The organism is Bacteroides sp. M10, assembly GCF_014334015.1.
GTDB classification, from domain to species: domain Bacteria; phylum Bacteroidota; class Bacteroidia; order Bacteroidales; family Bacteroidaceae; genus Bacteroides; species Bacteroides intestinigallinarum.
Genome location: NZ_CP060488.1, coordinates 1,820,074 through 1,836,911 on the forward strand (window position 1 = coordinate 1,820,074; position 16,838 = coordinate 1,836,911).

General features: G+C 43.8%; 7 protein-coding genes. All 7 read right to left on the reverse strand.

Translation table 11 applies throughout. The features are described 5' to 3' along the window. Position 1: 1 nt before the first annotated feature. The 7 genes from H8796_RS06570 to H8796_RS06600 are packed head-to-tail and all read right to left on the reverse strand — an operon-like array spanning position 2 to position 16,731. Positions 2–3,034, reverse strand: a complete 3,033-nt coding sequence (locus H8796_RS06570; protein ID WP_117936449.1) for a SusC/RagA family TonB-linked outer membrane protein — start codon at positions 3,032–3,034, stop codon at positions 2–4. Between the two features lie 12 nt (positions 3,035–3,046). Beyond that, positions 3,047–4,885, reverse strand: coding sequence for a RagB/SusD family nutrient uptake outer membrane protein (locus H8796_RS06575; protein WP_117936451.1), 1,839 nt, complete (start codon positions 4,883–4,885; stop codon positions 3,047–3,049). Positions 4,886–4,904: 19 nt separating this feature from the next. Beyond that, the gene (locus H8796_RS06580) at positions 4,905–8,144 is read right to left on the reverse strand and encodes a TonB-dependent receptor (protein ID WP_117936453.1); all 3,240 of its coding nucleotides are present in this window, start codon (positions 8,142–8,144) and stop codon (positions 4,905–4,907) included. Positions 8,145–8,172: 28 nt separating this feature from the next. Then, entirely contained in the window at positions 8,173–9,921 is a 1,749-nt protein-coding gene (locus H8796_RS06585) for a hypothetical protein (RefSeq protein WP_117936455.1), read from the reverse strand. A 37-nt stretch (positions 9,922–9,958) separates the two neighbouring features. Beyond that, positions 9,959–13,468 (reverse strand): alpha-galactosidase, encoded by a 3,510-nt coding sequence (locus H8796_RS06590; protein WP_117936457.1) that lies wholly within the window; start codon positions 13,466–13,468, stop codon positions 9,959–9,961. Next, complete coding sequence (locus H8796_RS06595) at positions 13,465–15,564, reverse strand: glycoside hydrolase family 36 protein (protein WP_117936459.1); 2,100 nt, start codon at positions 15,562–15,564, stop codon at positions 13,465–13,467. The genes H8796_RS06590 and H8796_RS06595 overlap by 4 nt, the downstream gene beginning before the upstream one ends. 12 nt (positions 15,565–15,576) lie before the next feature. Beyond that, complete coding sequence (locus H8796_RS06600; protein WP_117936461.1) at positions 15,577–16,731, reverse strand: sugar MFS transporter; 1,155 nt, start codon at positions 16,729–16,731, stop codon at positions 15,577–15,579. Positions 16,732–16,838 lie beyond the last annotated feature (107 nt).

The following is a 16,838-nucleotide window of genomic DNA, read 5'->3' on the forward strand; positions in this document are numbered from 1 at the left end:
TTTAGAAATTCAGGTTAAGTCCTATGTTAAATGTTCTGTAAATGGGGTATACAGAGTAGGAATATTGTTCCGGGTCCAGATTATCGAACTTGAGAGATGAGGTGGTCAACAAATTGGCTCCGCTGATATAGAATCTCATTTTCTCCAGTTTCAGCTTACTGCTCCAACGTTTAGGAAGTGTATAACCTAATACTACATTCTTCAATCTCATATAGTTATTTTTGGAATAGAAGAATTCATTCGATTGGAGACTTGAAGAGCTTCCTGTGGTCAAAGCCGGATAGCTGATTTTTTCATTTGTCGCATAGCGATCTGCTGTCCAGGCATTACGGTGCAGGTCTGTGTACACTCCTTGGTAAGCATTATCGAAGATACCGCATCCACTGTAATAGGCTGCTGTACCTGATACACCTTGTAACTGAACATACAGGTCAAAGTTTTTGTATTCCAGTTGAATAGAACCACCATAAGAAAGTGTAGGTAGTGTCTGGGCTTTGTCCATCGGTGCCTGGTCACGCTCATCTATATTTCCGTCGTTATTTAAGTCTTTGTAAATGAAATCACCTGGGCGCGGAGAAGCACCAGAGAATCGCAGACCGCTTTTATCTATTTCCTCCTGGCTATTATAGTAGCCGTTTCCGTTGGAATAGTCAATCAGATATCCGAACTGTTGTCCTGCAGAATAGCCGGTTTTACGATATGGATAGTAATATCCGCTGGCGGTACGGTTCAACTCTTTTATGTCAGTCACTTCATTTTTATTGTATCCCATATTCCCTCTGATAGTCATTCTTAATCCACATTTCAGATTCTTGATATAAGATAGTTCGATATCAAATCCTTTGTTGTTCATCTTACCCAGATTTTCAAATGGCAGATTTTCACTGGCGATACCTTGTGCAGAAGATACACTGTTATCTTGGATAGCCATTTGGGTCTGTTTCACGTTCCAATAATCAAATGTGATACCTAGTGAGTTGAATAAGGTAACATCTATTCCGTAATTTTGCTGGAAAGATTCTTCATAGTGGATATATGGATTACCTTGCATACCTTCTACAGTGTGAAAGCCATAGTAGTTGCTTAGTAAGTAACCTGCATCTTTATAACGTACATCCGTAGCATACAGGAAGCGGGTGTCAGATATCTGGTCATTACCCAGCCATCCGGCAGATGCGCGTATTTTGAGGAAGGACAACCAATCTGTGTCTTTCAGGAAACTTTCGTTGGATACCACCCAAGCGGCAGATACTGTCGGGAAGAATTTAAAACGGTTACCCGGTCTGAACTGTTCTGTACCATCGTAGGTAAAGTCTCCCTGTATATAGTATCGTGAATCATAGCCGTATTTCACATGTCCCATCAATGACAAACGATCGTATGGGAGATCACCGTTTTTCATCATATTCTCATTGAAATAGCTGACAAATGCATCTACTTCATGTCTGCCTCCAAAAATACGATTATAGTTGATGAATCCTTGGAAGTTGATAAAGTAGCGCATATTAGCGGTCTTGCTTAAACTTAGAGGAAGAGTGGTGTGAGTACCGAAAAGTCCGCTGCCATTGGCTGCATAACGTGCGTAGTCGGTAGAACCATAGATTGTTCCGTCATAGTTTGCTTCATAACCTACTATTCCTTTTACGCTCAATCCTTTAGTCAGGAATCCCAGATCCAGATTCATTCCATAAGCGACGTTCAGATTGATACCTGTTTGATGGCTATATCCGGAACGGTTGATAAGTCCGTAAGTAGGATATTCATTGTATTCTGCAGTAATCACTTTTCCGTCTTCGGTGATAGGTCCAGGTACGGTGGGGGCCATCTGATAGATCGAATTCATGATATCTCCTGTCCCGTTGTATCCTTGATTCATCCGGTCGATAGTGACATTTGTGTTAAGGAAACAGTTTAGATAACGATGCAGAGTGACGTCCACATTAGCTAAAATGTTGAAGCGATGCAATTTGAGTGCGGGATTATAATTATCATTCTTCTCTGCATCAATCAGGCTGTTTTGGTGAAGATAACCGGCATTAACAAGGTATTTAACCCGGTTGTTACCTCCGCTGATATTGACGTTGTAACGTTGCATACTGGCTGCATCATTCATAAAAGTGTCATACCAGTCGTGTCCCGGCATAGTTCCATCTGTAAATCCGGCTATTTCATATAAAGAATAGAGTGGAGTGCCACCGTCATTGAGTAAGGCCTGGTTACGCATTTGTGCGTATTCACCGGTACTTACTATTTTAGGACGCTGGGTAGCCTGTTGTATGGAGAAGTCCATGTTCACATTTACTTTAGTACGTCCTATTTCGCCTCTTTTTGTAGTAATAAGAATTACTCCGGAAGAAGCTCGCGGACCATATAATGCTTTAGCTGCGGCATCTTTCAGAATACTGACAGATTCTACAGTGTTGGCATCGAGTGTATTCATATCGAATAGTGGAGCCGGAATTCCATCGAGTACAACCAAAGGTGAATTACCGTTTATGGAATTCAGACCACGTATATACATCGTTGTTGCATCATCGGCTGGTGTGCTGGTGGATTGGATAGAAGTCAATCCTGCCAAGCGTCCGGTCAGCGTAGCTGAAAATCCGCTATTAGGTGTTTTAACTAACTCTTCTCCCTGAACGGTAGAGATTGCTCCTGTATAACCTCCTTTTCTCTCTTTTTGCAGCATGGCTACTTCGAGAGATGTATCCTGACCGGCGATGTCTGATATCAGACGAAACTCCACCGGTTTATTCAGAGTGAATTTCATTGTCTGGTTCCGATATCCCGGAATCTTACAAATGACCATACTGGCTCCCGACGGAATCTCCATGATAAATTTTCCGTCTTTGTCACTGCTTGTGGTGTATTCAGGATTGTCCGGAACAGAAATGATTGCGCCGTCTAAAGGTTCGTTGCTCTCATTCCGCACCACACCGGATATAACTTCTTGCACTTGTGCCCGGCATACTTCATTGCCTGTGAACAGGCATACGATGCACAAAAGTGTGATTATTCTGTTTTTCATATACATTCTGTTTTATGATTACCATCCTGCATTTTGCCACGTCTGTCCTGTCGTGCCTTCCAATACGGCTGCTTCACTGGCAGGGATAGGATATACGTGCCATTTCTTTTCATAACTCATTTTACTCGGTTTGCTGCCGTCCGTTCCCAAATTGATTCTTTCATAAGAGAATGAGTTTCCATTTTTGGTGATTCTCATACCTGTGGTAAACTTCTCATTTTCCATATTCTCATTGGCGGGTGTCCAGCGGCGGATATCGAAATATCTGTCTTCTTCACAAGCCAGCTCTATCTGGCGTTCGTGGCGTACCAATAAACGAGCTTCGTTCTTGTCGTTTGTCGACAGATCAACCGAAGGATCAAAACCTGCACGGTGACGGATTTCATTGATCCATTCCAGACCTTCGGGAAGGTGTCCGCTTTCAATAGCGGCTTCGGCGGCATTCAGATAAATTTTGCCTAATCGGTAAAAACGGAAACGGCCATCATATCCAGCCACTCCGGCTGCCTTACAGTTACCGTTTACCATTCTTTTTCTCCAATAATAACCGGTACGTGTGTTCGTATTTCCACTTGTACGGATTTCGCTATTTCCTCCCACGTACGTTTCTACTACTGCCGGTTCCTTTCCTAACAGCACAGGACTGTTATTATAAAAGACTGTAGCCTGGAAACGAGGATCACGTCCCTTATAAGGGTTAGCTGGGTCATAGCCGCTATTAGGGTTATAATTAGGTGACAGATGCTTCTCGTCGTTATAAGGTTTCGATAAATCCAGTACAGGCTTTCCTGTTGCCAGCATATCATAGGCGTCTACTAATTCTTGGGAAGGAACAATGGTTAATTGAGCGTTTCCCAATACCGGAGCTCCGATAACGTCATACAAAGGATTGGTGTATGGGTCGGGCCAATAGCCTTCGGTACTTTGCCAGATTGTTTCTTTATCACTGGGATCTGTTCCGATATAGTTGTTGAGCGTAAAGTACTCCATATAAGCATTGTTATAGTACTTTTCTGTATCCGCACATTTGGTATATAATTCATATCCATTGGCTTTCAGCTGTTCTAGACAGTCTTTGTTGATTGTGTAAGCCCATTCCCAAAGATCCTTGCCACCATTGTTGTAAGTGCTGGCTGCGAATAGAGATGCTTCGGAACGGATAGCCATTGCGATGCCTTTGGTCATTCTGATCTTCTCGTTGAGTGTTGTCAGTCGCCAAGGAAGGTTGCTGGATTGCAAAGCTACTTCGCAATCATCTACAATGAATCGGGCACAGTCTTCGAAAGTAGGACGTGATAGAGTTGAATAATCATAGTCTAACCCGTATGGCTCTTTCTCAATAGGCACAGGACCATACCATTTCAGTAACTCCATATAGAAATAAGCACGGAGTACATGAGCCTCTGCTACCCAACGGTCACGGTCGCTTTCGCTTGGTATGGCGGCGGTGGCTGCCCGTTGAAGGAATGTGTTGATAATACGGATTTGCCCCCAGTATAACTGCCAGTATCCTCCTTCTGAGTAGGTGTCGCCCATATCTCTGCGAACGTCGAGATAGAAGTCGGTGGTGGTACAGTTGCCGGATGCGGCATGTGCAAAGCCGGCACCGGAACCATCCGTGCAATCCCACGCTTCATCACTAAGTGCTACGGGATAGTTGCTCCAAAAATGATATCGCAAACTCTTTTTAGGCAGATAGTCAAAGCAAGTACTGAAATAAGCTTTAGTCAGATCGGGATCCTGGAATACTTCGTCCAGTGATAATCTTCCGTCGGGAGCTACATCCAACGCTTCATTACAAGAACTGAATGTGAGCAGGGAAGCAAACATGCATATATAAATAAATCTTTTTTTCATATCGGTTTTGTTTTAGCCGTTAAAATGTAATATTCAAACCTACATTGTACGTACGCATTGTCGGATAGGCTGCCGGACTGTTTTGTTCGGGATCGAAGCTGTCAGTCTTGAGGTGAGTCCATGTATACAAGTTATTACCGCTTAAATAGAAACGTACATTGGAAGCACCGATTTTCTTGCTGATACTTTCCGGTAATGTATATCCTACTTCTGCATTTTTCAGACGTATATACGAGGCATCCATGATAAAGAAGTCGTTGGGCTGCAAGCTCGGACCGCCACTACTGGACAGACGAGGATACGTAATCTTTTCGTGATTATTATAACGTTCTTCGCTCCAACGTTCCATGTGCATCTTGTAAAAGTTGCCGCTACTTTCATAAATACCAGCTCCTGAATAAGTTTTGCTGTATTGGCCTACTCCCTGCAACATGATAGAAACATCGAATCCTTTCCAGTTGGCAGATAAAGAGAAACCGTAGTTGATGCGGGGCAATAGGGAGGAATAGCCAATGGGAGCTTTGTCACGGTCATTGATGACACCGTCTCCGTTGAGATCTTTATAAATAAAGTCTCCGGGTTCCGGTGTTCCTACACCTTCGTAAGTCAGTCCGCTCTTGGCAATACTCTCGTCACTATAGAAGAATCCTGTGCCGTCACGCCCTTTTTCAGGATCATAACTGCGGTCGATGATATATCCCCAGTTTTGTCCTAATGAGAAGCCGGTGGTGCGGGTGCGATAAGCATAATCCTTACCTAATAGTGGCTCGTCATATTCCAATACTTTGTTTTTGGCATAACTGAAGTTTGCATTAGCAGAAACAGATAGCCCGTTTTTGAATTGTTTCTGATATCCGAGGACCATTTCGAATCCCTGATTCTTTACTTCACCATCGTTCATCAAAGGAAGAGCGGATGAGGGAAGACCTTGAATCATAGGAGTAGTCTGCGGGATAATCAGAATATTTTTTCTTTTTTCAACAAAGTAGTCAAATGAGAAGGAAAGATCATGATACAAGGATATGTCTATACCATAATTCTGTTTTTCAGCTGTTTCCCATGTGATGCTTTTGTTTCCTATATAGTTTTCGGCTATCTTGTAACCTTGTCCCCAACCGGAACCATTGGAAGCATATCCCAAGCTTGGGGATAACCAATGATCTCCTTTACTGTCGGTGACTACGGAATATTGACTGATATTATCCAGATAAAGGAAACGGGCTGAACCGAAGGCGTCGTTACCAACTTTTCCCCAAGAAGCTCTTAACTTCAGATTGGTCAAAACCGGATTATCCTGAAGGAAGCCCTCATTAGTAATCAGCCAACCGAAAGAGGCAGCCGGGAAGAGACCGAATCGTTTGTCCGGTGAAAATTGTTCAGAGCCGTTATAACCTACGTTGACCTCCGCAAAATAACGTCTGTCATAGTCATAAGTTGCACGTCCGGCAATACCGATGACGTTGTAAGGAAGCAGTAGGTCACCGGATGTTTCTTTGGATTCTTTGATGTCCCGTTGAGCTAGAAACATAGCAGTGACATTATGCTTTCCGGCGAAGGTCTGGTTATAGTTGATTTGTCCCTGTAAGTTCATAACCCAATAAGATTCGGAAGACTTTGTGAGTTCAATCGGGCCGTCTTCGTCCTCCAGGCTAGGATGGCGATTGATAAACAAATGCTCTCCTGAAGCTAATGTCTGATACGTATACCAGGTATAGGAACGTTTTCCGATTGTTTTCCCAAATCCTTTGGAGTCGAAAGATACCTGGCCTTTGACAGAGAGTCCTTTAGTGATAAATCCCAAATCTATTTCTACTCCTCCGATAACATTGATTCCCGATCTGGTTTCCAGTTGATAGCCCGAACGGTTGATTAGCGGATATGCACTCAATGAATTGTTGGCGGGATCTTCTACGGATAATCCGGCACCAATAGGGAAAGTACGTATAGCATCGGTAGCGTATGCACCTTCCGGGGTGAGATACATGGAAGTAGGGCGTGAGGTCAAAGCGCTGTTGAATACACTTGACATACTTGCGGAAGTTCCGTTGATCCGTTCCAGATAAGAGGAAGCGTTTAGGTTTATTTTTACCGATTTATTGACTTTGTAGTCGATATTTGAGCGGAAGTTGTAGCGGTCTAATGAAGACTGGGCATTGTATCCCAACTTGGATTTAGGTTCTACGTTGAACATACCTCCCTGATGCAGATAGCCTGCACTTACAAAGTATTGAAGTTTGTCCGAACCTCCTGAAACGTTTATGTTGGCTCTGGTCATGGGAGCATAATCTCTGAACAAAATATCTTGCCAGTTATTATTCGGATAAAAATCCGGATCTACAGGATTGCCTGTTTTCCATGAATCGAACTTATCAATGTCCGGTCCGAAGAATTCAGCGGAATTTCCGTCGTTCACGAGTGCTTCATTGCGAAGTCTGACCCAATCCCATGAATCCAGACGTTCGGGTTTGAAAGCGATTTCCTGCATGCTGAACTCTACATTGGCACTGATACGGGCAGTTCCTTTTTCACCTCTACGAGTGGTAATCATTATCACTCCGTTGGCACCACGTACTCCGAATACTGCTGTTGCGGAAGCATCTTTCAATACGGAGATATTAGCAATCTCGTTTGGGTCGATAGATCGCATATCGTCTACAGCTACTCCATCTACCATAATTAATGGGTTTGTTCCGTTTGTAGTGGCAGCACCACGCAGGAACATGGTGACTTCGTCACGTCCCGGTTCACCGGAGGTCTGGATAGTTGTCAATCCTGGGAGTTTTCCGGATAAAGCGGAACTTAGGTTGGGTGATGAGGATTTCATCAAATCTTTTCGATCAATGGAAGCTACGGAACCGATGACGGAAACCTTTTTCTGGGTACCGTAAGCTACCACTACAACTTCCTCCAGGTTCGCTACGTCCGGATGCATGATGATACGCATGTCTTTTTTAGCAGGAATGTCCTGTTTTTGATAACCTACATAACTGATTTCCAGTATAGCGTTTGGGGCAACCGATAAAGAGAAACGACCGTCTATGTCTGTAATAGTACCATTCGTTGCTGCTCCTTTTTCCATGACGGAAGCTCCGATCAGGCTTTCACCGGACTCGTCTACGACGACTCCGGAGGCTGTTATTTTAGACTGTTGCTGTGTCAGGGTAGCATCTCCGATATCCGATGCATTTCCTGTAACGGGAATACAGATTCCCAACCCAAGCAACAGGCACATTTTGTATAGCCAATAACTTCTTTTCATAACTATAACGTTTAAGATTGTTTTCTGTCTAATTAAATGAACTCAACATTTTATCCTTGTCGTATCCTATGTATTCATAGCGTTCTATCCGGACACCTTGATTCTTTGCGGTAATACATGGACTTGTGCCGTTCCATGGGCTATCCATCCACCATTCTTCTACTAATAGCTTTCTTTGAGTTGAAGAGCTGTTGGTAAATGAGAACTGAACCTTTGAGGCATCTACAGCTCCACCGGAGTAACCTAGTACGGAATAAGTACCTGCCAGATTACGCAGATCGACATAAGTGAGCGGACAACCGGATGCATTTAGTGATGTGATGGATTTGCACCGGTTTATATCCAGATATGCTAATCCCGGATTGTTGCTCACATCTATAGAGGTTATCATATACTGATCGCCAGAAATGAGTTTGGTTAATCCTGCATTCTTGGCACTGAAAGTCTGAATTCCTTTCTCATCTACCGGACCTGCCGTGTAGCTGGTACTGATTGCGTATTTACTAAGATCGATTTCTCCCAGATTATTTCCATCCAGAATGAGGTTTTTGTATCCGCAGAAGTATTGTAGTCCTTCCAGATTAGTGATTCCCTTATTGCTAAGATCAAGGGTCGTGTTATTCTTGAAGTATTCAGTATTTAGAGCAGCCACTGTCAGAACTTTATCTCCATCGAATACATCCGGAACCAATGCTTTGAGTGCGTTTCGCAGATTGGTATCAGGAATTTCTCCGTACTTTTTCATTGTCTTCTGATATTTTCCGTAACTGTAATAATAGTTGTTGTTTCCATCGGGATAGTCGTGCATCCAGTCGTACCCTTCCACTGTCACTCCATTATTGATGGCATCTACGATAGAACCGCTATTGCTGTAGTATGAGTCCATCCACCAGGATTCCATTTTCAGGAGTCGTTCTTTACTTGCGTCATCGCTGAAAGTAAATTTGAAGTCTGTGCTGTTGTAGTTCAGACATCCGCCATAGATACTGTGGTAATTGCGTACATCCAGATATACCAGTTTACAGTTTAGGGCAGAGAACTTCTCAATGTTATAACAATAATACAGGTCGACAGATTCTAGTTTGGTACTTCCATCTATGTTGAGAGATACCAATGTCGTGTTCGGCTGTTCCGAAGTGGCTAGTTCCAGTTTGGTCAGACCTGTGTTTTGTGCAGTCAGTTCAGACAGTCTGGATAGTACTTCTGCAGGAATTTCACTGATATCATTATTGTTGCAGATCAGTTTCCGAATGTTGCTGAAATACTCGAGTCCCTCCAGAGAAGTGATATTTTTATCGCTGATATTTAATGTGCCATCAGTGAAAGTGACATATTTAGCACTGGAAGATATCTTTTCTCCTTTAAATATATCAGGGAAAAGAGCAGACAAGGCATTACGCAGGTTTTCGTCGGGCATAACTCCAATAGTACTGTTGATGACGCCTAATGTTCGCATTTTGCTACCGCGTACCAATACAAGTCCATAAGAATCTTTGGTGGCCGTAGAGGGGTAAAGTACCGTGATATGATCGGATGCTACTTCTCTGGTTTCCATGTAGATGGGCTGTTCAGTACCTCCTGAAAGGGAAGAAAGAGCCAGTACATCACAGTCGATAAAGCCATTTCCCTGAATGGTAATCTCTGTGCCCAGGGATTCTTCCGAAATATCCGGAAGCACTACATTGGTTACTCCTAGGTCTGTGCCTAACTTTTCGTCTTCACATCCCAAAAGGAATACCATTCCAAGCATTAATAAAATGTAGAAATGTGTTTTCATAAATACTATTTGTTTAATGAATAAATAGAGTACATAGTTATTCTTGTTTTAAGACGATCACAGAATGAGCCGGAAGTAAACATAGAATTTTATCGTTCACTTTGAGAGGCTGGGCGTCCGGAGCCAACATTTGGTCTGTGGTAGGTAAACCGTCTTTGATATAACGGTAAACCTGATAATTCCCTTTGGCTTGCGTATGTTCGTTGATGAGGCTTATTGTTTTCTCCTGGTCCATTCCATTGGCGAAAACATATACCCATTTGCCATTTGTGTTTCGAACAGCAGTTCCTGCATACCATTCTTCCGGTGTTGCTATCGGATGGATTTCAGCTCCCGGGCGTATGAAACGTGTCAACAGAGAATAGGCATAGTACTGCGGGCGTACCTCGTAATCACTTTTGATATCGTTGTAGTATGGCTCCGAAGCGTATGTTTTCTTTACATACTTCCATAAACCCAGTTGCTGCATTGCTCCGTAGTCTGCATCCTTACCATAGTATTGGTCTATCAGGCTCCAATAGCTAACACCGCTTGCTCCTGCATTGAGTAGATTGATGACTATGCGTGTCATGAGTACTCCTCGTTCATACAAGTCGATATCTTTTTGTCTGGTGGCACCTACGCATTGATTACCTCCGAATTCACCGATGAAATGGGCTTTTCCAACTGAAGAGGCCAATTGAGAGTTTTGTTTTTCCCAATCCAGAATTGTGGAGTTCGGAGTTTCGTAGCCGAAGATATAGGTGTGGGAGTTGAATACGTCAGCAACGTTCGCCAGTCCTTTCGTGCAGGCTGCCAGATATTTATGCGTTCCTGTACCTCCGTCTGAATTGTCAGAAAGACTGAAATGTACTTTATTTCGTATTCCATCCTCTTTGAAACGTCTGTCGAGTACTTTACACATTTCAATATAGTCGGCGGTGGGAGCAGCTTTACCTTTGATGATATATGACCAATCTGGTTCGTTGATCGGAGTAATCTCTTTGACGCACGTGTATTTTTTGTTGTTGAGCAGGTGTTGTACAAGTGCGGAAAAGTTCTCGCTCCATTCTTCATAGTTAGTCGGGGCTACTACCCAGTTACCATAATTCCCTTCGGCCAGGAAATGTCCCGGAGGGGCTCCCCAAAGTACAAGGGTGACTTCCATTTTCTGTTCTTGTGCCATATTCAATACTTTGTAGAGTGATTGCATTTCTACAGAGTTGAAAGTGAAATTATGCCAGTCGATTTTGGATGCATCCGGATTGTCATTCTTTGGCTCATACCATTGTGGCATCACCATCACCCGTAAGCTTTGCAGTCCCATTTCTTTGACACGTTTCACAACGATGCGCTCCCAGTCTTCAGCTTTGGCTCCATCATTGCGGGTCACATTTTGTGAGAGGAAGTGGGGATCTAGTTCTGCACCTATAGCACGGAGCTTTACACCGGTTTTCTTTCCTACAGAAAGTTTCTGTATGGCAGTTGTTGAACTTTGGTATTTGATTATCAGACTACTTTGCGGGTTATCCAGTGTCAGCGTGAAGCCGTTAGCCAGTTCTTTACCGGTTTTCTTTATAGCCTCTCCTGTATCTTTATTGGTGAGTATATAAGTGTGGTCAGGGTGTAGTCCTGATAAATTGACAGTATAGCTCTTGTCCGGATTGTCTTTGCGGCGGAAAGCTACGATGTATCCGCTGTCATCCGACGGACGATAAAGTTGGTATGCTAGCCAGATATTTTCCGAAGTAATGTTGTTTATTCCACTCAACGGATAGTAATCTTCATAGAAATAGGGACGGAGTTCTTTGAACTCTGCCTGGCGGTCGCGCATATCATAGATGGATTGTCCGGCTTCGGTTATTTTCCAGTTGTAGATAATAGAGGTTCCGAGGCTGGAACGGAAAGTGAATTTATCGGCACTCACAGTTCCTGTACCATGCAGGGGAAGGTATAAGTTCAATCCGTAAGTATGGCATTGATAACCGATTGGTTCTCCATAACTGTAGTCTGTTCTCCACATCGGTGCACTGCGTGAGATACTTTCGAGGTCAATACGGCGTCCGCCACTGGCACAATTATCAACCAGCAAGCCCGGAAAGCGGTTCAGCAGATATTCCCAGAAAGAATAAAGTCCTTCAATGTATCGGATTTCGCAGATACCTTGTCTGCCAGGTTCATCATTGGCAGCCCAGAAACCTTCCGGTTCTATATTGAAATCCTGGCGGTAGTAGTCTATGCCATTTTCTTCGAGGAAGTCTCCGATATATTTACTCATCCATCGACATGCCTCCGGATTTCCGAGATTGAATAGATAAGAGTCGTGCTCACCATCTTTTGTCCAGTCTTCCTGTTTGGCTTTTCCTCTGGCATCCAACATCCATTGAGGGTGTTGCAGTGCCCAGGCTGAGCCTTTCATAACACGCTCCGGTTCAAACCATACCATGAACTTGGAACCAACTCTATGCACTTCGTCGGCGATGGGGCGTAACCCTTCGGGGAAACGAATAGAGTCGACGGTCCAGTTTCCTACGGTGTTCGCCCAATTCTTATGATTGGCTACATCTGCAGAGTGATTGTACCATCCGGCATCCAGCCAGAATACTTCGGGTACTAATTTGAATTGTTCATACCGTTTCACCATAGCAATGGCATAATCTGTAGTCAGGCAGGTATATTCATTACAGGGAGTAGGATCACCGTAGTTGAAACTGGTCGATATTGGATATACGGTCGGTTTACCATCTACTTTCCAAGTGTGGTGGGCTTGCACGAAACGGCGGAACTGGTTGTGTCCTTTCATCCGGTCGGAACCGTTCCAGAATGACAGGCATACACTGGAAGTGCGGATGCTCTCTTCCGGATACAGATAGGTTTTCAAACGTTCAATTCCGGAGGTAAGCGCTACGCTTTGCTGGTCTGCACAGCGCACATCGGCAAACCAGGTTCCTGTCCATCCGATGGCTACGATAACTCCTTGATTGGCCGGAGATTCAATATTGAAGAATGGCATACGCATTTGTGAAGAGCGTCCACCTTCCGGTCTCATATAAAGATTATCACCCGGAGACAAGATTGTAAGTTGCTGGCTGAAATCTGATTTGGATGCATGGCTGCCTTCGGAATGATGAAGGTTGAATGCTCCCGGATGCTGGTAGCGGAATGTGATATCAGACACTTTTACGTTGGCAATCTCCGGCGTATTTTTCTTTCCCTGGTTGGTGAAACGGAGTACCCATTCCACCGTATTGAAGTCGGTAAAGCCTTTCACTTCACATTCGACTTTTAATCCTCCGGATGGTTCACGATAAGTATAAAGGTATTTCAGAACCTTGGGATCGTCACTTTTCTGACGCGTAGCCGTATAAGACCAGCTTTTGATAAATTCCTGTGAAGGTTTACCTCCATATTCGAAAGAGAAAGGAGGGACCACACCGCGGGCAAAGTGGGTGGTTATCCATTGGCTGGTGTTTACCAGGCGGTCGCTCATGCGGGCTACCGTCTGTCCTGTTCCATTATGAGGGAACAGAAGCAGAATGAATAGATAATATAGTATTCTTTTTTTCATTCTTTATTCGGTTTTTCGTTGGTAACTTTATATTTTAGTAATAAGGAACTATGTGGCTTTTCGAGGAACAGTGGCAACAGACTGGTCAGTTCTTTTCCCTGATAGATTTTGCTCTGTCGGCTATCCATGTCTGTCACTGTATAGTATTTTTCCGGATCCACTCCTGAAAGTCTGACGGTGATTTGTTTGTCTTTGGAGGCGGTTCTGCGGAAAGCAACGATAATACCACTGTCGTCCGATGGACGATGCATTTGATAGGCTAGCCAGATATCATCCCGCGTCATGTCTTCTGTACCCGTCAGTGGGTAATAATCTTCGTAATAGTAAGGTCTGATTTCGTGGAATTCTTTCAGACAACGTTGCATTTCGTAAACGGAGGCATTTTTATCGGTTATTTTCCAGTTATAAATCAAAGCTGTGCTGACGCTTGAGCGGAAAGAATACGGATCGGTCTGTAAACTACCTGTTCCATGTAAAGGCAGGAAGAAATTCAGGCCATACGTGTGACATTGGTAGCCGTCCGGATCGTCGTAATGATAATAATCACTCCTCCATAGTGGTGCGCTTCGGCCGATTGTTTCCCAGTCAATACGTCGTCCCCCACTGGCACAGTTGTCTATGAGCAGGTTCGGGAATCGGTTCAGCAGATAATCCCAGAAGTAGTATAGTCCTTCGATGTGTCGTATCTCTTTCATTCCTGTACGTCCGGGCTCATCGTTGGCTGCCCAGTAGATGTCCGGCTGCATATTGAAATCCTGACGGTAATAGTCTATGCCGTTTTCTTCGAGCATATCGCCTATATATTTACTCATCCAGTGGCAGGCTTCCGGATTTCCCAGATCGAACAGTAGGTAGGTGTCATTGTTGTGTTCGGGAATGTCGAGCATCCAGTCGGGGTGTTCTACTGCCCATTGGGTACCACGGATGACACGCTCGGGTTCGAACCAGACCATGAATTTAGCTCCTACTTTGTGTATTTCGTCGGCTACAGGACGAAGTCCTTTGGGGAAGCGCAATGTATCTACAGTCCAGTTACCGGCTGTGTTGGCCCAGGTCTTGCCATGTTCGAAGTCTGCAGCATCGGTGTTCCATCCGGCATCCAGCCAGAATACTTCGGGCTTCAATCCGAACTGTATGTAACGTTTCACCATGGCAATGGCATAATCGGCTGTCAGGCATGAGTATTCCGTACAAGGTGCGGGGTCCCGATAGTTGAATCCGCTGGAAAGAGGATATTCGGCAAATTTTCCGTTGATTTTCCGTGACTTGTGTGCCAGGACAAAACGGCGGAATTTATTGTGTCCTGCCATCCGGTCGATATTTTCCCAAAACATCAGACTGATACTTGGGGTACGAATTGTTTCCTGTGGACGTAAGTATAATTTCATGGTTTTCATTCCCGAAGCCATGGATATTGTACGATTATCTTGTGCGCATACATCTGCATACCAGGTGCCCGACCAGCCTACTCCTAATATGACTCCCTGTCCGGCAGGTGATTCAATGTTGAAGAAAGGAAGATAGTCCCCTTCTGAAGAGCGTCCTCCTTGTGGAGACATCTGTTTGGTTTCACCCGTTGCCAGAGTAACTGAACGTGGATGGAAATCATATTTGGAGATATGGTTTCCGTCTGCATAGTGTAACTTGAATTCTCCTTTAGAAGCGTATTGCATGGCAAGGTCCACTACTTTCACTTGTTCCAGAGTGGGAGAGTTGCTCGTACCTTTGTTGGTGAAGTTCAATACCCATTCGGCAGCTTGATAACTGGGATAGCCTTTTACGGTACATTCTACTTTCAGTCCGTTGGTAGGATTGTAGTAGGTAAAGAGATACTTTATCACATCCGCTTCTTCGGATTCTATCTTTTGCTGGGAATAGTCCCATTGGCGGATAAATTCTGCGGAAGGTTTCCCGTCACATATAAACGAGAACGGAGGTGTTTTTCCTTTAGCGAATTGTTTCTGAATCCATTTTTCGATTTCAGGAATGTGTTTGGAGATTTTAGCCGTCGTCTGACCCACGGCTATGATGCTCCACACACTCATAATCAGTAATGAGAACAGGAATTTCGATTCGATTTTCTTGAAATGTTTCATTAGAATATAGGTTTATGTGGTTTTTACTTTTCTCATTATTCCGATCAGATAGCACCATACAATGGCAAGTACTATAATTGCAGATAACTGACTGTGGAATGAATCAGTGATTATTCCTAAAATAGGCGGGAGGACGGCACCGCCGGATACGCCGACGATAAGAAGTGCAGATACTTCGTTCGCTTTCTCGGGAACACGTTTCAAAGACAGAGAGAAGATGATGGAAAACAGATTGGCATATCCTATCCCGAAAACCGCTACACATCCGAGGATAAACCAGAGATTAGTGCTAATGGTCATCAGTATCAATCCTGTGAGAGCTATCCAGACGCTATAAATATAGAATTTACTTTCTGAATATTTCATCAGTAGGATACCACCCAAAAAGGCTCCTACAGTGCGGGCGAAGAAATACACACTATTTCCCATTCCTGCATCTGTCAGTGGTAGATCGCAACGTTCCATCAGGAATTTAGGGAAAGTCATATTGATACCTACGTCTACACCTACCAGCACGAGAATACCGATAAAGAAAGCAAGAATGTATTTGTCTTTGAATAATTCAAGAGTGACTTTGAAAGAAATGTTCTTCCGTTCCTGTTGTTTTTCTTGTATAGGGGTAAGCCATAGCCATATCAAAGCGAGCAGTGACAGTCCGGCATAAATGGGGAATATCATTTTCCATCCGAAAAAACTACCAGTCACCCAAGCTGCCAGGATAGGACCCAGGAATGAACTGACTGCTTTGACAAATTGTCCTAGGGTTAATGTACCTGTCAACTTATCGTTTGCAACGACATCCGTTACTAATGGATTGAGTGAAACTTGCAATAGAGTGTTACCGATACCTATCAAGGCAAATGCGATTAATATGGCGGTAAAGTCGTATGCAACGAGTGGAAGGCACATGGCTAATACATGGAATGCGAAGCTAAGTAGTACGGTTTTCTTGCGTCCGATGCGATTCATTAACATTCCGGTGGGAATAGAAAGCACCAGGAACCACAAGAAACAGGATAGAGAGATGAGATTAACCATCGTATCGGTGAGATGGCTGAAATCATTCTTCACATAGCTCGTGGTTATTCCGACAATGTCAACAAATCCCATAACGAAGAATCCGAACATGACGGAGAGCATTTTTACTATGGATATTTCTTTTTTCATTCGTGTACTTTTGATGATAAATTACTTGGTTGGTGGGCATATATATCCAGCACGGTGGATATATATGGCTAACATGGTGAATATATATGCCCAATACGGTGTATATA

Coding starts and splice junctions, on each gene's coding strand:
- H8796_RS06570 (WP_117936449.1), bottom strand. CDS start 3,034: ATGTATATGAAAAACAGAATAATCACACTTTTGTGCATCGTATGCCTG.
- H8796_RS06575 (WP_117936451.1), bottom strand. CDS start 4,885: ATGAAAAAAAGATTTATTTATATATGCATGTTTGCTTCCCTGCTCACA.
- H8796_RS06580 (WP_117936453.1), bottom strand. CDS start 8,144: ATGAAAAGAAGTTATTGGCTATACAAAATGTGCCTGTTGCTTGGGTTG.
- H8796_RS06585 (WP_117936455.1), bottom strand. CDS start 9,921: ATGAAAACACATTTCTACATTTTATTAATGCTTGGAATGGTATTCCTT.
- H8796_RS06590 (WP_117936457.1), bottom strand. CDS start 13,468: ATGAAAAAAAGAATACTATATTATCTATTCATTCTGCTTCTGTTCCCT.
- H8796_RS06595 (WP_117936459.1), bottom strand. CDS start 15,564: ATGAAACATTTCAAGAAAATCGAATCGAAATTCCTGTTCTCATTACTG.
- H8796_RS06600 (WP_117936461.1), bottom strand. CDS start 16,731: ATGAAAAAAGAAATATCCATAGTAAAAATGCTCTCCGTCATGTTCGGA.